The sequence below is a fragment of the Bradyrhizobium sp. SZCCHNGR1005 genome, from assembly GCF_032489995.1.
Taxonomy (GTDB): domain Bacteria; phylum Pseudomonadota; class Alphaproteobacteria; order Rhizobiales; family Xanthobacteraceae; genus Bradyrhizobium.
Genome location: NZ_JAUEZC010000002.1, coordinates 1,045,180 through 1,062,521 on the forward strand (window position 1 = coordinate 1,045,180; position 17,342 = coordinate 1,062,521).

Below are 17,342 nucleotides of genomic sequence, written 5' to 3' on the forward strand. Positions count from 1 at the left end.
TCCTGCCACCTTGCCAAGCGTGCCTGGAGCCGTTAGTCAGTGGCCCTTCGCAGGGCCCTCCGCTCGCCGGACCGGCCTTTTGGGGCATTAGCCCGAGACCACACGCGAAAAACGCGCCCGTAGCTCAGCTGGATAGAGCATCAGACTACGAATCTGAGGGTCGGACGTTCGAATCGTTCCGGGCGCGCCAATCTTTTCAATGGCTTGGAGCCATTTCCCAAATTCCTGGCCATTCTTAGCCACCAGCTAGCAACCACGAGCCCCAACATTTGGCCGTGGCACAATCAAATCCGATTGTATGAAGTTATCCCGTTGCGCCAACATTGAACGTCAATATTTTGCTTTACAGATTTTTCGGTACGCCTACCGTACGCACAATGCGAAAGACGAATCGTCCTAGCAAAGACAAACGGCCCGCCGGATTTCTCCAACGAGCCGTTTGCCCCTCGGGGCGCAACCCCCGAGCTTGGGCGCGCCACGGAGGACGCGGGGCCGGACGAACTTCCCGGTTGGTCGGCCCTGCTCCTCACGATACGACTCAATCGGAACCGAGTCGCGCCCGGACTGTCAGGCGAATCATTCGATTCCGCAAGGGACATGCGCCTCCATTTCCAAGGTTTTAGCGGAATATTGGGCGGGATTTGTGTGTCTTTTCTGCTTTGACAGGGCAGGTAGCCAAATGAGCGACGATGGGCAGCAACGCCCGCTGTATCCGGAAGGCGAGCCCGCAAAGCCCTGGGTCGTCTGGCGGGTCGGCACGGAAGGTCAGCGGATCGAACGCGTTGCGGAGGCGGACACGCGCGAAGAACTCGCGGCCCGATACAAACGTCGCCTCGATTGGCGCTACAAGATCTATCACCAAGGCAAGCCGGTCGATTAGTACGGCCCAAATTCTGGAATTTTCTATTCGGTTGAGTGGGGGGGATAGCCCCAGGCCGCGAGGCGACTTTTTGCCCCGCCCCCCGCCCGAGGTCGATGGCGGAGGGAAGGGGCGGCGAGGGCCGCGCGCCTCAGCCTTGCAGCGCGCGCCAGATGGTGGCTTCGCCGACTTCGTATTCTTGCGCTAGCGCGGCCATGGTCTCCCCGGAGGCGTAGCGCTCCGCGATGCGTCGGCGCAGGCCAGCATCAAGCGCAGATGGCCGGCCGAACTTGGTGCCCTTGCGCTTGGCCCGGGCGATGCCCTCTTCGCAGCGCCTGCGGATAAGGCCGCGTTCGAACTCGGCGATCCCGCCCATGATGGTGAGCATCAGGCGGCCCACGTCCGTTGTGGTGTCGCACCATGCCTCGCCAAGTGAGACAAAGCCGCACTCGCGTGCGGCGAGGTCGTGCATGATGTTGTGAAGGTCGCGGGAGGAGCGGGCCAAGCGGTCCAGCTTCGTCACTACGACGGTGTCGCCCGGGGCCAGCGCCTTCATCAGCTTTCCGAACTCAGGGCGGCCCCAGTGCTGCGCCCGGACGCCTTCTCACTGAAGATGCGTTCGCACCCGGCCGTCTTTGCGCTTCCCGAAAACCTGGCTTACCGGACGATTTCAAATCGAACGGTCCGTCTTTCGATTCCGGGCCAGCGACGATTGAAGTCGCTGCGAGAGCCGAAGCCTGTCGAGACACGGATCGAAACCAGAACCGGAAGCGGGCTGATGTCGAACGGGTACGGATCGAATCGCAGCCCGCGCTCGCCGACCGGATGCACCTTGATCGTCACCCGCTCCGAGGCGCTCGACCGCGGCACGCGAAGAATATTCCAGGCATACTTCTGGAAGCCTTCGACCGGCTCGTCACTCATGCCCGGCATGAGGCTCGACGACAGATAGATCGCGATGGCATCGAGCACCTGAATGAGGCGTCCGTTATGGGCGACGTTGTCACTGTCGGCCCAGTGCGCCGTCTCGCTGCGTTCGCCGAGCCGGCCGAGCAGCCTCGCCTTGAGGCGCGACATCTCGCCGACGAACTCGGCGACGTCCGCGCGGTCGCGATCGGCCACGGGCGGCAGGTGCTTCCAGAACAGCGGGTGAATATCGTTCTCGTTCGGCGCATCGTCGAGGCGAGGCTTGTAGAGATTGAGGGCATGGTGGGCGATTAGCGCGCTCCCGAAAGGGTTGCTGCGCTCGAACCGCACCGCGCCGATGCGCCAGCGTCCGAACGCGTCCGGCAGATCCGTCATCACGTCGGTGAGGTCAACCGGCAGGTGCCCGACTGGGTCGAGCCGCGGTTCTGCCTCCCACTCCCACCATCCATTGTCATGGATGGCCACCGACCGGGCCGCATTCAAGCGCAGCTCGGACTGGTCATCGTCTCCGAACGGGGCGCCCATCGCCATGAACTCGTGATTGCCCCAGTGCGCCGCCAGATATCCAGCCACTTCCATGTGGTCTGGATGCGTGACCATCCAGTACTCATCGCCCACCTGCGTCCTGAACATTTTGCCTATTCCTCCCTTGCCGTCCGATGCGGGCCGTCGGCCCGGCCGGAGCCGGTCGCTTCCCTGTTTTCCTGAGAGACCGCAGGCGGCTCTTCCAGGTAGGACACGTGCGCCGAGACGATCTTCCATCCGTCCTCAAGACGGACCCAAGTCTGTGTCTGTCGTCCGAGCGTCGGTCGTCCCGGCAGTCTGAACTCGACGTGGGCGACGCCGAGGTCCTGTCCGTAAGTGGTCACGAAGCGGCCGACGACCGTTCTTGGGCGTGGGCCGGACGGGCGGGCGGCGCGGAAGGCCGCGATCTCGCCCGCGCCGTGGAGATTTTCCTGCGGCCCGTAGCGAATGACATGTTCATTGGCCGCAAAAAGGTCGGCCAAGCGCGGAAGATCGTTCGACGTCAGGGCAATCTCGTAAGCGTCGACGGCGCGGCAAACGTCCTGAAACACTTCAGGAATGTCGACTGACGTCCGCGTTATCATTGCTTCGCCTCATCGAGGGGGCGGCGCACATGAGGGCGCTTCGCTGCCGGTTCATGCATGACGGTGTGCTCGTTTGATCAGAACCTCAGAGACCTTGCGCACCGCGAGCGAGACAATCTGGGCAAATTGACCCATCGGAATCGCATGGTTCGCCGACACGGAGGCGATGGCGCCGCCCTTGATCTCGCTCTTTGCACGTTCGCCCTGATCTCGTCGATCTTTCCAAAGCTATTCGATCCGATCCGGACCAAAAACCGGAGCTCAGCGAATTGTCTATTCGCTCGCAGCGAATAATGCTGCTATCACTCCCGTGAGACAGTGACCGAATGATTCATGTCCGAGCGCTGGGCAGGCCTGTAGGCCTATATGCGTGGCGAGATCGCTCGGCGATAGCGGCAAACTCTTCTGAGACGCTTCATGGATCGCCTCGACGCAATGCGATCTTTCCGCCGGGTGGTCGAACTCGGCAGCTTTGCCAAAGCCGCAGAGGACTTATGCCTTTCGCCGGCTGGCCTCAGCAAGCAGATCAAATTGTTGGAAGATCATCTTGGTGTCGTGCTGCTGCACAGGACCACGAGGACGATGAGCCTGTCCGAGACAGGTTCGAACTATTTCGCGGAGTGTTGCAGGATCCTCGACGAGGTTGATGAACTTGAGAGGAGCGTGTCCGACGATGCGGCGGAATTGATCGGCCGCCTGCGGGTGAACGCACCGCTCTCTTTCGGAATTACCGTTCTGTCGCCAATCCTGCCGAAGTTCGCCGCGGCTCATCCCAGGCTGGCGATGGATCTGACATTGGACGACAAGCTGCTCGATCCGATCAACGCCGGCTTCGATGTTTCCATACGCGTGCGGGTGGACCTGGCGGATTCATCGATGATCACGCGCAGGATCGCAGATGTGGACCAAATCATTTGCGCGGCTCCGGCCTATCTGCAGGTTCATGGAGAACCGGTCACGGTCGGAGACCTGCATGGACATGCCTGCCTATCCTATTCGCTGGCCGACCAGCCGGGCATCTGGAGGCTGAACGGCCCGAACGGGGTGGCGTCCGTCGCCATCGCGACGCGGCTGACCGCTAACAGCAGCATCATCCTGCGCGACATGCTTGTCGCCGGACTCGGCATCGGTGCACTTCCGGAGTTCCTTGCGAATCCGCTCATCGAAAGCGGCGCTCTCGTCCGGTTGCTTGAGGATTATCGGTTTCCGGTGCGCCATGTATTCGCCCTTTACCCCACGGGCCGGCACCTGCAGCGCAAGGTCCGTGCTTTCATCGATTTTCTTGCCGAAGAATTGCAGGGCGATGCGTGAGCGATCGTTCGCAGATATGAATGTTGCATCATAGCGCCACGGCGAAACGATAGTGCCTATTTTCATCGGACGTGGCGCGCCATTTGCTTGAGAAAACCACGACTATTCGTTCTCGATCTGGTTACCGGCGATGGCGACGCCGCAAAGTGGCGGCGCAGCGACAAGGTTTACGGACCGGTGAACCTCACTACAAGCTCGCCGCGCCGTCCGAGGCCTGCTGCGCCGCGACTGCATCGTCGAAATCTCGTTGCTCGATCCGGACCGCGGCAGCCTCGATCGGCTTTCCGCCGGAGGCAGGGATGATGCGCCGGATCGCGTTGAGAGCCGCACGGTCGCAGACGAACCGGATCTCGGCAGCCGACATGCCGTCGGTCAGCTCGGCCAGAACTGCAACATCGACGTCCTTGTTCACCGGCTTCTTGCGGAGGTGAACGGCGAGGATGGCCTTGCGTCCTGTCAGATCCGGCTTCGAGACTTCGAGATGGAAGTCGAGCCGGCCGGGGCGCAGCAGCGCATCGTCCATCATGTCGAGGCGGTTGGTCGCCGCGATGATCCAGACGTCTCTTAAGGACTCGATGCCATCGAGCTCGGTGAGCAACTGGCTGACGACCCTGTCTGTGACCGGCGAACGATCCTGGCCGCGTTTGGGGGCCAAGGCGTCGACCTCGTCCAGGAAGACGATGCAGGGCGCTGCGTGACGGGCCCGGGCAAAGAGCTCACGCACACCCTGCTCGGACTCGCCGACATATTTCGACAGCAACGCCGGCCCCTTGACCGAGATGAAATTGAGGTTCGACTGCGAGGCAAGCGCCTTCACGATCAGGGTCTTGCCGTTGCCGGGCGGCCCGTAGAGCAGGATGCCGCGCGGCGGCTGCAAGCCGATCTGCTCGAACAGTGCGGGTTGACTCAGCGGCCAGGCGATCGATTCGGTCAACGTGGTCTTGATCGCCTCGAGGCCTCCGACATCTTCCCACCGCACATTGGGGACTTCGACCGCGACCTCGCGCAGGCCGGACGGCGCCACTTCGCCCAGCCCGTCATGGAAGTCGGCCATTTGCACATTCATCGTCATCAGCGCTTCGTAAGGTATCGGCCCGGTGCCGAGCGACAGATCGGGCAGTTGCCGGCGCAGTGCCGCCATCGCGGCTTCCCGGCAAAGCGCGTTGAGATCGGCCCCGGTGAAGCCATGGGTCAATTCGGCGAGGTGGTCGAGATCGACATCGGCATCGAGCGGCATACCGCGTGCGTAGATCGCGAGGATCTCCCGGCGCGCATGTTCGTTCGGAATCCCGATGGCGATCTCACGGTCGAAGCGTCCCGGGCGTCGCAACGCCGGATCGAGGCTGTTCGGCCGATTGGTCGCGGCCATCACGATCACATCGCCGCGGCTCTTCAGTCCGTCCATCAGGGACAGCAGCTGGGCGACGACGCGCTTCTCGACCTCTCCCTCCACGCGTTCGCGCTTCGGAGCGAGCGAGTCGATCTCGTCGAAGAAGATGATGCAGGGCGCGCGGCGCTGCGCATCGTCGAAGATCTTGCGCAGGCGCGCCTCGCTCTCGCCGTAGAACTTCTGGATGATCTCGGGGCCGCTGACATAGATGAAGGCCGCCTCGGATTCGTGGGCCACGGCGCGGGCCAGCAACGTCTTGCCGCAGCCCGGCAGACCGTGGAGCAGAACGCCCTTGGGCGGCGTCATGCCGAGACGCTCGAAGATCTCCGGATGCGTCAACGGCAACTCGATCATCTCCCGGACCTTGGCAACCTCCTGCTCCAATCCGCCGAGATCGTCATAGGTCACGATGTCTTCGGACTCGGTGGCGCGCTGGCCGGCGGTCCCCTCGCGCGGCCGCTCGACGGCGAGGAGGGTGTCGGGATGGATCATCACCGGGCCATCGGGCTCGGTACGGACCACATGGAAATCGCGGTGATTGCCCCCGAACAGGGCAATCCGCACGCGGTCGCCCGCCTTGACGGCGATCCCGTCCAGACGGCGCGCCGTATGCTCGATCTCATCCTCGTGCAGCGCGCCGCTTCCGAGCGGAGCTACGACGACGCGGCGCGCAACCGAATGGCTGACCTTGCGCACCGTCGCCTTCTGCCCCAACGCGATGCCGGCATTGGTGCGTCCGACGCCGTCGATCTGAATGACATGTTCGCCCCGCTGCTCCTTGAAGGTCGGCATCGCCTTGGCGACCGTCTTGCTCCGCCCCTCGATTTCGAGCACGTCGCCGGGCCCCGCACCGATGCGGCGAAGCGCCTCCGGATCGATCCGGACGATGCCGCGGCCGACATCCTCCCGGCGAGCCTCGATGACCGTCAGCAGGAGCTGGCCTTCCGGTTCCGGCGCTTTGCTCGACATGGAACTTCCCCTGTATCGTTAGGCTCATCGTCGGGTCGTCGGCGAGATCACCTCGACCTTGATGCGCGGCGGCAGAAAGCTGGTCACCTTGTGAAGGGCGCCCATGAACAGGATTCCGGTCTCGTCCTCACCGAGAGTCTCATCGATCCGCTTGGCGATGAACCGATCGCGGGCAGCGAGAAGTGCGGCGGCTTTCGCGTCGGTGCGCTCGGCTGATTGCAACAGAGCGTATTCGTCGAGAAGCAGCGCAGGCGATTCGGTCCCCACGATCGTCGCGCCGGCCTTCATGAGGCTCTCCAGGATGCGATGGTTCGGACTCCCCTTGGCCGCAAGCTCCGAGACGATCCGCGCTTCCTGGCCGCAGACCGGAAGGCTGTCCTGGTAGAGTTTGACGTGCGGCAGATCGAGCTTGAGCGCGTTGAGCATCTCGGCGATGAGGCGCCAAATGGCCTCGAATTCCGCCGTCCGTTCCGTCCACTTGCGCTCGCCATAGCGCGCGATGAAGGCGGCCTGATACGCAGGCGCTACCGAGCCCATCTCGGCGACGCTGTGCACAACCGGAACGTAGATCAACCGTGCCATCTCACCATCCGTTCCGCCGCCCGCGCGATGCGCGGGGACGTCACTTCGACTTGGTCAGCCGGACCTCCAGGACGCCGTTGCGCAGACTGATCTGCGGCGTGCCGCCAGCCAGCTTCTCCTCGATGAGCATTTCCTTGCGGTAGAGCCGTTCGCCTGTCCGCGCCTCGAGCAGCAGGATGTCGCCGTCCAGGAGGCAACGGACATCCTTGCGTTCGACGCCCGGCAGCTCGAACAGGATGACGATTTCGTCGGCCTCGTGGAAAATATCCGTGACGGGTTCGAGGAGATCCAGAGAACTCGGCTTCGGCGCTCGACGTCGTGGAGCTTCCGCACGCTGGGGCTCCTCCTCGGGCTCGGAGCGTTCGCCTGCCGCCTCGCGAAGCGTGCGGGTGTTGAACGAATATTCCATCACGCGCCCGTCCTTCTCGTGACGGCCGCGCCGCGGCAGCTGATCGAACTCGGACAGCACGTTGAAGAGGTCCGAGAGACCGCGCGCGATCTTGGTCAGGCCGGCCACGCCCGTCGTGTCGTCGCCGCTCTGTCTATCCTTGGTCATTCTGCCGCACTCCTCTGTTCCGCCGGCACTGCACCGGCACCAAGCGCGCGTTCGATTCGCTCCAACCGTTCGTCCATGGCCGCAAGCGCGAGTCGTTCGCCGGTCGGAAGGCGATCCGCACCACCGTTGTGATTCCACCAATCGAGGCCGAGCTCTCGCGCCCGATCGACCGAGCAGATGACAAGACGGATCTGGATGGTCAGAAGTTCGACCTCGACGAGCTTGACGGTGATATCCCCCGCGATGACGACGCCCTTGTCCAGGATGCGTTCGAGCAGGTCTGCGATATTCGTGCTTTCGACCGAGTGGGTCATGGAGTGGGCGGACATCGTGGCCATCCTTTATGGCGCTCCTTCCTGGAGCGCTAAATCGAGCGAAAGATCCTGGTCTGAGAAGCCGAACTGCCGCTGCAGAAGCAGAATCTCTTCGGCCTGAGCGAACAGCGCCGTCCCCACATTCTCGACCTGCGTGTCGGTCAGGCGTCCGGATTCCATGCGCCGCAGTGCTTGCCGCTCGATCACCTCGTGCAGCAGCTTGACGAGGGTGAGCACGAGACGGACGAGGCCCTGCGCGGTCGATGATCTTCCCTCGGTGCCGCTCGTGTCCCGGAGGCGCGGTGTGCCCAGTCCCATCGCTGCGGCTGCTTCATTGCCGGTCTCGCCCGAGGGGACCGGCGGCGGCGCCGGCGCGGTGTCCGGAGGCGCGAGGCCAGGCGGCTGCGGCCGCCTGACCCCGCTCGCGGTCGGACGCCCCTCCGGCCAGATCGTGTCGATGGAGCCAAGAAGCAGACGGAGATCGAGGAACAGCAATTCGACGTCGGCGACCCCGATCGTCAGATTTCCCTGAGCCGAAACGCCGCAGTGGAGAATCCGGTCGAGCGCTTCCGCCAGATCGAGACGCTGACCGTTCGACCGCGTGGTGCCGGCACGATCCGGCTCAGGAGCGATCATCACCGTTCTCATCTCCTTCACCCTCGACCTGCGCCTGCGCATGCAGCCGATCGAGGCGATCCAGCAGCTTGACCTCTCGCGCGTCGAACTCGGCCTCGGTGATCCTGCCCTCTTCGAGCGCGCGATGAAGCGCGGTCAGGTCAGCCATCGCCGATCGTTCCTGCGCCTCGAGCTCCTTCTGAACTGCCTCGTTCACCTTCTCCAGTACGAACATCAGCCCGCGCGCCGGCGCCGCCAGGAGATCGTCGATGAGAAACATGATCCTGTCCTCCGTCTGCCGTCGTCGTCCGGTCTCGATCCAGCGCCGCGGGGCGTGCCGCGCTGGATCGCTTGACGCTCACGATCTTGCTGAGAACGTGAGCCACGAGGCGAAGCGGTGCGGCCAGCAGATCATCAACGATGAACATCGTCAGGAACTCCGGGCCACCGTCTCGCGAACGAACCTCTCCGCCTATCCGTCGAGCCGCACGAAATTGTGCGGCGGCCAAGGCCCGCCGACGCTGACGACGATGTCGTCGTCGATCTGCGCCGCCGAGGCCTGGACGGTCTCTTCGAACTTGTCGATCGCCGCGCGAGGCACCAGCGCCGCGAGATTGGCGATTTCCCTGTCGCCGCGAACCGGCAACGCGATCACCTCGGCGCAGGACGAGGCCAGCGCGGCCAGGACTCGATTGGTTCGATCCTCGCGGTATTGACCCAAGGCCTCATCGACCATCTGGCCGAGCCGCACCTTTGCGTCGTGCGAAGGCGGCCGGCCGCCGCGAAAAGTTCGATCGCGCGCGACCTGCAGGGCCGGCGTCTGCGCGACCAGCCAGGCGACGGGGTCATCGACCTGAAGGGTCAAGCGCAGCCCCATTTCGACGGCCCCCGAGATCCGCTGCAACTGGGTCGACAGGCTTTCGCAGTGTTGGTCCAGGAAGGAGCGAAGGGCGGCCTCCGACTTCGTGATGGTGCCGAACGCCATCGGCAGGACGTCGAAGCGCGCATTGAGAGCGGCGAGCACGCGCTGTGCTGCGCCGATATGCCGACGCTCGGGGCGGATTGTATCGCGCCCATAGTCGCTCACGACCGCGCTCAACGAATCCGTCCCGTATCGATAGACAGGCTGGTCGAGCACGCCGGGAAGCGGCGGCGGTTCGACCGCTCCGGTGCGGCCGATGGCATAGACAAACAGGCCCATGAGCTACTCCAGTCAGCTACTCGAGTTCACTTCGGCGTGCCGGGTCACTTAATCCGGCAGCTCTTCCCTGTGCTCGTACGATCTCACGGTGAGGTCGCTGTCGAGCTCGACCGTGTAATGTTCGCGTTCGAGGACCTCTTGGGTCAGCGGCAGACCGAGCATTTTGACTTCGAGGTTCAGTACCAGGATCTCGGCTTCCGCCGTCCATCCGGTGTCGGCATGATCGTGCGGAACGATCTTGGTGATACGAACCTCCCGCGCATCGAGCTCGTGAACCAGGAAGTCCCGGATCGCGGCTCTGGCCGCGCCGAGCCTGCTGGTGGGCCTCGCCATCTCCGGGCCGAGCGGCATCTGCACCGGCGCTTTCGGCTGCTGCGGCTCAGCCGCACCGTCGATCTTGGTTGCCATCGGCTCTATCCCTCCCGTCTGCATGGATGTCCGGCGCCTCCGTTGGCGCCGCTACGCAAATGAATTGGCCGGGCTCCGGCACCCTCCCGTCGGCGGGAAGACGAGACGGAGCCCTGCTTGCGGTCGTGCATCGCCGGCGCCTCAATAGGAAAGCCGGAATTTGCGCTCGGCCCGCCGCAACCCCACGGGCGCGGGACGCGGACCTTGGACCGGCCGGGCGCGAGGCGCTGTCCCGCGCAGGTTGGCCAGGATGTCTGCGATCTCGCCGTCGATCTCGCGAAAGCGAGCGTCGATGACGTCGACCCTGCCGCGCGCAGTCCGCATCTCCTGCAGCTTGCGAGCGCGCTCCAGCTCGAGAAAGCTGATGCGCAGATAGGCCTTGTGAGCGGGGATGCCCGTATCCGATCGCCCCGTCAGGGTGCGGAGATCGGAGACGCCGCGAGGTCTTGCATGCACGGGCATGTCACCCTCCGCCATTCGATTTGGCCGCCTTGCGCTCGCGGCGCGCCTCGGCCGGCGTGGGCCCGCCGGCGTTGGCGTCGGCATCCAGGCGTCGCAGCAGCCGATCGACCAGGGCTGATGACAATCCGCCTTCGCCCCGTCCAGAAACGGCTTGGCCGAGAATGTCCCGGCAGGCTCCCGCAAAGATCGGATTCTTCGCATCGGCTTCGCCGCCATGCGAAGCCAGGACGCGGGCGAGCGCAATCGAACCACGCAAGGTCGGAAAGCTATGATCCTGTCCTTCGGAGCGGCACAACCTCACGAGATCGACAATCTTCTCTGAGCGGCGGGTATCGAGGCCGGACTTGCTCGCCGTGATCGCGATCTCGGTGTCGCGGTCGCAGTAATTTACATGGATCGTGATCATGCGATCGAGCAAGGCATCCTGGGCGCGGAAGACGCCGGCATATTCAGCCGGATTGGAGGTGAAGATCGCGCGAAACAGCGGATGCACATTGAGGTATCCCTCGCCCCTGCCATGCAGCTTCGGCAGGTTGAGGACGCCTTCCGACAGGATGCTCAGGAGCGGGTTGTTCGCCTCCGGCTTGCTTCGGTTGAACTCGTCATAGATGATCGTATGACCGAGCCGGCACGCAGCCGTGATCCGATTGTCCATCCACAGCGCGCGTCCTTCCTCCTCGAGCTTGACCACCGAGGCGATGTAATTGTCGACGACGCGCGACTTGTGATAGCCGCTCTCGCGCCCGATCAGGTCGGAGCTGCCGAACTCGTGATCGCCGTGAATGAGCACCGTCGGGCGGCTCAGCTGGGTCGCGACGTGGAAGGCGAGAGTCGTCTTCCCCGTGCCGGCCGGCCCGCAGAAGTGCACGGCGTAGCCCGCGGCGAGATAGGCCAGGGCTCGCTGCGTGATGTCCTGGACCATGGGCGAGTTCACGAATGCGTCGCTTGGCCCCATCGAGATGGAGGCGTCCCCGCCGCTGAATGCCTGACGTCCTTCGTCGAGGTCGGAGAGAAGGGCGACGTTCATGCCGTCTCTCCTTCGCTACGAAGTTCGTGCGAGCCGAACTGGCCGTAACCGCGCGAATGCGGAGCCAGGATTCCACGCCATGCGACGATCGCCGCGCGGCGCTCGCGCGCATAGCCGGCTAGCCGCTCCCGTATGGCGGCAGCACGACGGCGATCGTCCTTGGCGAAGCCGCCGAGCATGGTCGCCACCCCGTTGGTGAGATCCCGCATGAATTCCGCGGCGGCCGCGCGCTGGGCGCTCGCCCGCTCGCGACGATATTGCCGCCGCGCAGTCATCGCTCGCCGGCAACGCGCCAGAAGCGACTTGATCTCGTTGCTGCGCAGCTTGATCGTCGCCACGGCCTCGTGACTTCGCTCGCGCCCGGCCCTGGTCCGCGATGAGTTCATTCCGGCGAGCAGGGAGTGTATCTCGCGATGGCGCGTTTTCGTGACGTCGTCGATGGTTGCCGCCAGCTCGCGGGCCGCGTTAGTTCGGGTTGCTTTCGCTCGCGCCAGCATCGAGCGTACCTCGGTGCGCCGGTCGCGGGTCTGCCGCTTGATTTCGGTTGCCAGCTCTGCGCGTTGCCGGCGGCCCGCCACGATGTTGGTGGCCACGCGGGGAATGTCGTCCGCTACCTTCGCCATCTTTCGTCCTCCGTTTCGAACGCATGTGGTTGCCGGGAGTGCGGCTCGGGAGGAAACGCCCTCCCGGCATCCGTGACGCCCGCGTTAAGCAGGCGCTGCCGCAGAGGCGGTGAGTCCAACCGCTTCGGCGTATTTGAGGTAGGTTTCGACCGACGCCACGACGACGCGGGCTTCGATCGTGATCAGCTCGATGCCGACCAGCGAGACCTTGACCCAGGCGTCAATCACGATGCCCTTGTCGAGGATGCGGTCGACGACTTCAGCAAGGCTCGACGAGTCCGTCGATTTCTGTACGCGTGCCATTGAAGCTTCTCCTTACAGTGGCGGCCGAAAGAGAGCCAAAGCTCGCCGGCCGTGAACTCCCAATCGCAAATGCGGTGCCAGACTCTGTTGCTTTGCCAAAAAAATAATTCGCTTATCGATCAAGTACTTATCGTCCCGCCGCAGAGTTGAATGACAGTTATTCGCGCTTGCAGGGGTGGTGACGCCCGGGCGGCAGCGGGCGTCATCCCCTCTTGCCCGGGCTTTTGCTGGCGCTCGACAAGGCCGCAGCGATCCCTTCAATCCGGAATGGTTTGGCGAGGAAGCCGTCGATCTCCGCGGCTTGCGCGGCTTCGGATATCGGCACGTCGTCCTCGAAATAATATCCGGACACCATGATGATCCGGATGGCCGGCTGCAGTTCCCGCAGCACCTTGATCAGCCGGAGCCCGTCCATATCCGGCAGGCGCGCGTCGATGAATCCGATGGAGAAGGCCTGCTCGGCCACCAGCGCAAGAGCCTCTTGCGCCGAGCTGACGGTCGTCACGTCGCAGCCTAAATCTGCAAGCGCGACATTGAGGACCCAGCACATGTCCTGATCGTCGTCGACGACGAGCACCGTCTTCAGGGATGCGTCCTTTATCTGCTGCGCCATCTCAGCGATCCCCCTCTGCCCGATAGACCGGCAGCCGTACCGTAAACGTCGTGCCGACTCCGGCGGCTGTCCGCACCGACACGCTGCCGCCGTGCTGGCGCACGATGGAATGGGACACCGACAGCCCGAGGCCCGATCGCCGGCTGCCGCCCCGCATCGTGAAGAACGGATCGAATATCTTGGTCAGATGGGATTCCGGAATTCCCTGCCCAGTGTCCCCGATTTCAACGATCACCTCGCGCGATATCCGTCGAATACCGATCGTCAGCTGGCCGCCGTCGGGCATCGCCTGGAATGCGTTCAGCAGCAGGTTGATGACGACCAGTTCGAGCAGGTTCTGAACGCCTTCGGCGTAGATGCCGTTGGCCGGCGGCGGCGGATCCCACTCGACATTGGTTCTCGCTGCGGCCTCGCCCGACGCGAACATCAACGCATTTTTCGCCACCTCGACCATATTGACCCGGGTCGTTTCCTTGATCGGTCCCGGCCGGGCGAAGCGCAGCAGGCTTTCGACGATGACGGAGGCGCGGTCGATGCCGCCGATGACTTTTGTGACGCATTCTTCGAGCAGGGCCGGCGAGGTGATCCCGCGTCGCAGCAGTTGGGCCGCCGCCGAGCTGACGCCGAGGGGATTGCGGATTTCGTGGGCGATGCCGCCAATGACCATGCCGAGGGCGGCGAGCTTCTCGCCCTGGCGCACCTGCTCCTCCATGGCCCGCTGCTCGACGAGATTTCGCCCGACGACGACGACGGCGGAGACCTCGCCGGTGTCGTTGGTCATTCGCGACAGCCGCCAGGAGACGGGAATCGACGTTCCGCTCCGGCAGCGCATGGGCCACTCGACCGGCTGGTTTTCGGCGATCTCGGCGATGTTGCGGAAGCAGGCCTCCACTTCGCTATTTTCCGGCTCGTCGATGTGCTCGGCCAGCCGCGTACCGCGCACTTCCGCCGCCGCGTAGCCCGTCGACTTCTCGGCCGCGGCATTCCAGGTCATGATCGCGCCCTTCGGGTCGGTCGAGATGATCAGGTCTCCGGCGCTTTCGACGATGCGGGCGAGATGCGTCTGCATCCGGCGTACTTCTTCGCTTAGTTTCAAGAGGTCCGTCACATCATCCATCACGAGAATGGCGCCGCGCGCATCGTCCTGCAGCCGCAATGGACAGATGCTGTACGAATAGATCCGCAGCGGAACACCGGGGGCACGATAGCTCATCCGCTGACGGTGCAGCGTATTGCCGGACGCGACGACTTTGCGGATTTGGGCTTCCAGCGCCGTGTCTTCGAACGCCGACGGGAAGATTTCCTGCAACCGGCGCCCCAAGATCGAATTCAGGGTTGCGCGCGATTTCTCGAGGAAATTGTGGTTCACGGTCACGACCGCAAGTCGCTCGTCGAGGATCAGGATCGACGACGGGATCGTCGCCATGAGGGCGTGGAACAGGGTCTCGTAATGCAGCGTCACGAGATTCATCTGTCATCCTCGGCATTATGCGACCGGCCACGACATGGATGTCGTAGCTCCCGGTGCTTGGCCCGGGGCGCTCGCGCGCTCCAGGCAACGGATCACTTCACCTGAGGTCCGGCCGAAAGCTGAAGGGCGGCCACGGACCGGAGAGGCTGAGATTGAGCAGTTGGTTCGGAGCGCAGCCGTTCAGCGCATGGGTGCGGGCCTGCAAGGTTTGAATGTTTTCCGTGGGGACGAGAAGCGCCCAGCGGGCAACCAACTCGTTCCCGCCGCTGTCACGACCGCGCCTGGCCTCGTGCATATCGGTCGTCAGAGCCTGAATGGTCCCGACAGCGCCACGCGCCATTTCAAGCGCCTTGGCGCGTCCCAGTTCATGCAGCTTGGCGCGGTCCCGGCAGATGCGCATATAGCGCGTGCCCTTGGGCAATTCCTGCCAGCCCGGCCATGCATCGCGGGCCAACTCGTCGAGCACGCCGGGATCGGCGAGGGACGCCTTCGCCTGCAGCTCCCACTCCTGCTTGCCGGCAGTCATTTCGAGAAAACGCATGATGGTCGCTTCATGCGCATGCACGAACGCGGACAGACCATCGAGGCTCGAATAGAGCGTACCGAAGGGTACAGGAAAGACCGCAGACCATGTCATGGTCCAGCTGACCAACTCGGCGTGTTGCCGTACGCGTGGCGCGAGCCAGGCGGCGTCGGCCAGATGCTCCGCAGCCGCGGCGCCGCAGTAGTCCTCGGCAGGAACGAGGCCTGCCACCGCCGCGACTTGTCCTGCGCGGTGAAGCAGGAGGCCCTCGCGCTCCAGCGGCGGAGCCCGGACCATGTCGGCCGCCCTGGCGAAGGCAAACAGCGTGACCACGGTCGCCGGTGGCGAGCGATCTGTGATGGCCTCGACAGGCCGCTCAAGGGCGCTCATCAAGAGCTGCCCCTTGGCGTTCCGTCAGCTTCTTCAGCTTCACGCGATACGTCTTGTAGTCCACGCCGAGGATCCGTGCCGCTTCGGCCTTGTTTCCTCCGGCGCGTTCGAGAGCGTCGAACACCGCGTCGCGTTCGATTACGTCGACTTCACTGCGGATGCGCTGGCGCAGCGATGCCGAGGATGCGGTCATGCGCTGCTGGGAGCCGGCGCGAGCGGAACAGTCCCGGCCAAGGCTGCAGGCAAGATGACTCGGCATCACGTCGTCGGTGGCGAGGAGGACAGCCCGCTTGATCACATTGCGCAGCTCGCGCACATTCCCCGGCCAGCGGTGGGACTGGAGCAGATCGATCGCCGCAGGCGAGATGTCGATCGGCGGACGATTGAGCGCCTCGCAGGCCTGCTTCAGGAATCGCTTCGATAGATAGGGAATGTCTTCCGGCCTCGTGCGGAGCGGCGGCAGGGTGATGACATACTCGGCCAGACGGAAGAAGAGATCCTCCCGAAAGCTCCCGGCTCGAGCGCGCTCCTCCAGATCGTCGTTGCTTGCGGCAATGACGCGCATGTCGACGTGGATCGGCCGCGTGCCTCCGACGCGGAAGATCGTATGCTCTTCGAGGGCTCGCAGCACGGCCTTCTGTCCGCTCAGGCCGAGATTGCCGATTTCGTCCAGGAAGATCGTTCCGCGGTCCGCGGCTTCTTCGAACCAGCCATGGCGACGCTCGTGAGCGCCCGTATAGGCGCCCTTCTCGTGACCGAACAATTCGCTGTTGGTGAGCGTTTCGCCGATCGTCCCGCAGTCGACGACAACGAGCGGCTGCTCGGCCCGGCGACCATGCTGATGAAGGCAGCGCGCGACGATCTCCTTTCCCGTGCCGGTCTCGCCCTGGATCACGACCGAATAATCCGTCGAGACGACCGCCTGGACCTGGCAGATCAGATCCTCGATCGCCTGGCTCCGCCCCATGGCTTCGGTGAGAGTCGCGGCGACGCCGCTCCGACGCCTGCGATCGGCGCTGCTCCAGCCCTTGAGCGCCCGGCGGACGATGTCCATCAGATGTTCGTTACGGAACGGCTTTGTGATGTATTCGAATGCGCCGCCTTGCATGGCGCTCACGGCGCCCGGAATGCTGCCGTGGCCTGTGACGATGATCACAGGGAGATCCGGCGCGAGACGTCTTAGCTGTCGCAGCACTTCGTCGCCACCAAGTCCAGGCATGCGCATGTCGAGCAGTACGGCATCCGGCATCCGGAGCGAGGCGGCTGCCAAGCCTGCTCCACCTGCGTCAGCTTCCGCGACCGTAAAGCCGGCGCCGACAAGGATGTTGCGCATCACCCACCGCATATCCTCATCGTCGTCGATCAGAAGAACCGTGGGCTGCTGCGGCATCAGGTAGCTCCGTCGTTGCGACGGGAGGGTCGGTAAAATTGAGGATAACGTATGTTATATTCGTGGTTGTATCGTGTCAACGAGAGTCATCAGGAGTCGTGGATTAATTTATTTCACGGACGTGACTCGCTCATCTTATGGAGCTACGGGGACACTACTGGCTTCTAGGACTTTTTGACAGTATACAAGCTCTGCGTCGCCGCTAAGCGGCGTGCGAGTTCTGCTCAATTCTCGATATTCTATTACGATCTATAGTTTGATATAGATAAATATTCTACTTAAAAGGGCTGAGACGCTCG

The 17,342-nt window shown here is 63.7% G+C and carries 21 protein-coding genes and 1 tRNA gene; 3 read left to right on the forward strand and 19 right to left on the reverse strand.

The window, feature by feature from the left end; genetic code table 11:
* Positions 1–113 precede the first annotated feature (113 nt).
* A tRNA-Arg gene (locus tag QXZ85_RS10905) sits at positions 114–190 on the forward strand.
* Positions 191–679: 489 nt separating this feature from the next.
* Positions 680–880: a hypothetical protein gene (locus QXZ85_RS10910; protein ID WP_315742317.1), complete on the forward strand. Its 201-nt coding sequence runs from the start codon at positions 680–682 to the stop codon at positions 878–880.
* A gap of 130 nt (positions 881–1,010) precedes the next feature.
* Here the strand turns inward: QXZ85_RS10910 and QXZ85_RS10915 are convergent, their stop codons facing one another.
* The 3 genes from QXZ85_RS10915 to hpxZ form a co-directional block, all read right to left on the reverse strand.
* Positions 1,011–1,415 (reverse strand): recombinase family protein, encoded by a 405-nt coding sequence (locus QXZ85_RS10915; RefSeq protein WP_315742319.1) that lies wholly within the window; start codon positions 1,413–1,415, stop codon positions 1,011–1,013.
* Positions 1,416–1,516: 101 nt separating this feature from the next.
* Entirely contained in the window at positions 1,517–2,419 is a 903-nt protein-coding gene (locus tag QXZ85_RS10920; protein WP_315742321.1) for a DUF3891 family protein, read from the reverse strand.
* Between the two features lie 5 nt (positions 2,420–2,424).
* Positions 2,425–2,895 carry an oxalurate catabolism protein HpxZ gene (gene hpxZ, locus QXZ85_RS10925; RefSeq protein ID WP_315701843.1) on the reverse strand — a complete coding sequence of 157 codons (471 nt, stop codon included), beginning with the start codon at positions 2,893–2,895 and terminating at the stop codon, positions 2,425–2,427.
* 417 nt (positions 2,896–3,312) lie between these two features.
* Here hpxZ and QXZ85_RS10930 point away from each other — a divergent pair, with 417 nt between their 5' ends.
* On the forward strand, positions 3,313–4,206 hold the full coding sequence (locus QXZ85_RS10930; RefSeq protein ID WP_315701842.1) for a LysR family transcriptional regulator: 894 nt from the start codon (positions 3,313–3,315) through the stop codon (positions 4,204–4,206).
* Positions 4,207–4,393: 187 nt separating this feature from the next.
* On the opposite strand, the gene QXZ85_RS10935 is transcribed toward QXZ85_RS10930, so the two are convergent.
* The 16 genes from QXZ85_RS10935 to QXZ85_RS11010 all read right to left on the reverse strand — a co-directional run bounded on the left by QXZ85_RS10935 (position 4,394) and on the right by QXZ85_RS11010 (position 17,043).
* A complete protein-coding gene (locus QXZ85_RS10935) occupies positions 4,394–6,565 on the reverse strand; it encodes a CDC48 family AAA ATPase (protein WP_315701841.1) in 2,172 nt (723 codons plus the stop codon).
* A gap of 24 nt (positions 6,566–6,589) precedes the next feature.
* Complete coding sequence (locus QXZ85_RS10940; protein ID WP_315701840.1) at positions 6,590–7,147, reverse strand: hypothetical protein; 558 nt, start codon at positions 7,145–7,147, stop codon at positions 6,590–6,592.
* 40 nt (positions 7,148–7,187) lie between these two features.
* Positions 7,188–7,703 carry an Hsp20/alpha crystallin family protein gene (locus QXZ85_RS10945; protein ID WP_315701839.1) on the reverse strand — a complete coding sequence of 172 codons (516 nt, stop codon included), beginning with the start codon at positions 7,701–7,703 and terminating at the stop codon, positions 7,188–7,190.
* A complete protein-coding gene (locus QXZ85_RS10950; RefSeq protein ID WP_315701838.1) occupies positions 7,700–8,032 on the reverse strand; it encodes a gas vesicle protein in 333 nt (110 codons plus the stop codon). The genes QXZ85_RS10945 and QXZ85_RS10950 overlap by 4 nt, the downstream gene beginning before the upstream one ends.
* Before the next feature lie 12 nt (positions 8,033–8,044).
* The gene (gene gvpJ / locus QXZ85_RS10955) at positions 8,045–8,653 is read right to left on the reverse strand and encodes a gas vesicle protein GvpJ (protein WP_315701837.1); all 609 of its coding nucleotides are present in this window, start codon (positions 8,651–8,653) and stop codon (positions 8,045–8,047) included.
* Positions 8,640–8,912: a gas vesicle protein GvpG gene (locus QXZ85_RS10960; RefSeq protein ID WP_315701836.1), complete on the reverse strand. Its 273-nt coding sequence runs from the start codon at positions 8,910–8,912 to the stop codon at positions 8,640–8,642. Before QXZ85_RS10960 ends, gvpJ begins: the two co-directional genes overlap by 14 nt.
* A gap of 192 nt (positions 8,913–9,104) precedes the next feature.
* Positions 9,105–9,833, reverse strand: a complete 729-nt coding sequence (locus QXZ85_RS10965) for a GvpL/GvpF family gas vesicle protein (protein ID WP_315763925.1) — start codon at positions 9,831–9,833, stop codon at positions 9,105–9,107.
* Between the two features lie 48 nt (positions 9,834–9,881).
* Positions 9,882–10,241: a hypothetical protein gene (locus QXZ85_RS10970; protein WP_315701834.1), complete on the reverse strand. Its 360-nt coding sequence runs from the start codon at positions 10,239–10,241 to the stop codon at positions 9,882–9,884.
* A gap of 141 nt (positions 10,242–10,382) precedes the next feature.
* Positions 10,383–10,703 carry a hypothetical protein gene (locus tag QXZ85_RS10975; RefSeq protein ID WP_315701833.1) on the reverse strand — a complete coding sequence of 107 codons (321 nt, stop codon included), beginning with the start codon at positions 10,701–10,703 and terminating at the stop codon, positions 10,383–10,385.
* Between the two features lies 1 nt (position 10,704).
* Entirely contained in the window at positions 10,705–11,730 is a 1,026-nt protein-coding gene (gene gvpN / locus QXZ85_RS10980; RefSeq protein ID WP_316174073.1) for a gas vesicle protein GvpN, read from the reverse strand.
* Positions 11,727–12,353 (reverse strand): hypothetical protein, encoded by a 627-nt coding sequence (locus QXZ85_RS10985; RefSeq protein WP_316228789.1) that lies wholly within the window; start codon positions 12,351–12,353, stop codon positions 11,727–11,729. Before QXZ85_RS10985 ends, gvpN begins: the two co-directional genes overlap by 4 nt.
* A gap of 84 nt (positions 12,354–12,437) precedes the next feature.
* On the reverse strand, positions 12,438–12,656 hold the full coding sequence (gene gvpA, locus QXZ85_RS10990; RefSeq protein WP_123176516.1) for a gas vesicle structural protein GvpA: 219 nt from the start codon (positions 12,654–12,656) through the stop codon (positions 12,438–12,440).
* Between the two features lie 202 nt (positions 12,657–12,858).
* Positions 12,859–13,269 (reverse strand): response regulator, encoded by a 411-nt coding sequence (locus QXZ85_RS10995; protein WP_315742334.1) that lies wholly within the window; start codon positions 13,267–13,269, stop codon positions 12,859–12,861.
* A gap of 1 nt (position 13,270) precedes the next feature.
* Entirely contained in the window at positions 13,271–14,740 is a 1,470-nt protein-coding gene (locus tag QXZ85_RS11000; protein WP_315701829.1) for a PAS domain S-box protein, read from the reverse strand.
* 97 nt (positions 14,741–14,837) lie between these two features.
* Positions 14,838–15,653, reverse strand: coding sequence for a GvpL/GvpF family gas vesicle protein (locus QXZ85_RS11005; RefSeq protein WP_315765537.1), 816 nt, complete (start codon positions 15,651–15,653; stop codon positions 14,838–14,840).
* Positions 15,640–17,043 (reverse strand): sigma-54 dependent transcriptional regulator, encoded by a 1,404-nt coding sequence (locus QXZ85_RS11010; RefSeq protein WP_315742336.1) that lies wholly within the window; start codon positions 17,041–17,043, stop codon positions 15,640–15,642. Before QXZ85_RS11010 ends, QXZ85_RS11005 begins: the two co-directional genes overlap by 14 nt.
* Between the last annotated feature and the right edge of the window lie 299 nt (positions 17,044–17,342).

Excerpts from the sequence above, each read along its gene's own strand:
- QXZ85_RS10965 (WP_315763925.1), bottom strand. The coding sequence starts at position 9,833 with ATGGGCCTGTTTGTCTATGCCATCGGCCGCACCGGAGCGGTCGAACCG.
- QXZ85_RS10930 (WP_315701842.1), top strand. The coding sequence starts at position 3,313 with ATGGATCGCCTCGACGCAATGCGATCTTTCCGCCGGGTGGTCGAACTC.
- hpxZ (WP_315701843.1), bottom strand. The coding sequence starts at position 2,895 with ATGATAACGCGGACGTCAGTCGACATTCCTGAAGTGTTTCAGGACGTT.
- QXZ85_RS10975 (WP_315701833.1), bottom strand. The coding sequence starts at position 10,703 with ATGCCCGTGCATGCAAGACCTCGCGGCGTCTCCGATCTCCGCACCCTG.
- QXZ85_RS11000 (WP_315701829.1), bottom strand. The coding sequence starts at position 14,740 with ATGAATCTCGTGACGCTGCATTACGAGACCCTGTTCCACGCCCTCATG.
- QXZ85_RS10995 (WP_315742334.1), bottom strand. The coding sequence starts at position 13,269 with ATGGCGCAGCAGATAAAGGACGCATCCCTGAAGACGGTGCTCGTCGTC.
- QXZ85_RS10985 (WP_316228789.1), bottom strand. The coding sequence starts at position 12,353 with ATGGCGAAGGTAGCGGACGACATTCCCCGCGTGGCCACCAACATCGTG.
- QXZ85_RS10950 (WP_315701838.1), bottom strand. The coding sequence starts at position 8,032 with ATGTCCGCCCACTCCATGACCCACTCGGTCGAAAGCACGAATATCGCA.
- QXZ85_RS10945 (WP_315701839.1), bottom strand. The coding sequence starts at position 7,703 with ATGACCAAGGATAGACAGAGCGGCGACGACACGACGGGCGTGGCCGGC.
- gvpA (WP_123176516.1), bottom strand. The coding sequence starts at position 12,656 with ATGGCACGCGTACAGAAATCGACGGACTCGTCGAGCCTTGCTGAAGTC.
- QXZ85_RS10915 (WP_315742319.1), bottom strand. The coding sequence starts at position 1,415 with ATGAAGGCGCTGGCCCCGGGCGACACCGTCGTAGTGACGAAGCTGGAC.
- QXZ85_RS10940 (WP_315701840.1), bottom strand. The coding sequence starts at position 7,147 with ATGGCACGGTTGATCTACGTTCCGGTTGTGCACAGCGTCGCCGAGATG.
- gvpN (WP_316174073.1), bottom strand. The coding sequence starts at position 11,730 with ATGAACGTCGCCCTTCTCTCCGACCTCGACGAAGGACGTCAGGCATTC.
- QXZ85_RS10970 (WP_315701834.1), bottom strand. The coding sequence starts at position 10,241 with ATGGCAACCAAGATCGACGGTGCGGCTGAGCCGCAGCAGCCGAAAGCG.
- QXZ85_RS10960 (WP_315701836.1), bottom strand. The coding sequence starts at position 8,912 with ATGTTTCTCATCGACGATCTCCTGGCGGCGCCGGCGCGCGGGCTGATG.
- gvpJ (WP_315701837.1), bottom strand. The coding sequence starts at position 8,653 with ATGATCGCTCCTGAGCCGGATCGTGCCGGCACCACGCGGTCGAACGGT.
- QXZ85_RS10910 (WP_315742317.1), top strand. The coding sequence starts at position 680 with ATGAGCGACGATGGGCAGCAACGCCCGCTGTATCCGGAAGGCGAGCCC.
- QXZ85_RS10935 (WP_315701841.1), bottom strand. The coding sequence starts at position 6,565 with ATGTCGAGCAAAGCGCCGGAACCGGAAGGCCAGCTCCTGCTGACGGTC.
- QXZ85_RS10920 (WP_315742321.1), bottom strand. The coding sequence starts at position 2,419 with ATGTTCAGGACGCAGGTGGGCGATGAGTACTGGATGGTCACGCATCCA.
- QXZ85_RS11010 (WP_315742336.1), bottom strand. The coding sequence starts at position 17,043 with ATGCCGCAGCAGCCCACGGTTCTTCTGATCGACGACGATGAGGATATG.
- QXZ85_RS11005 (WP_315765537.1), bottom strand. The coding sequence starts at position 15,653 with ATGAGCGCCCTTGAGCGGCCTGTCGAGGCCATCACAGATCGCTCGCCA.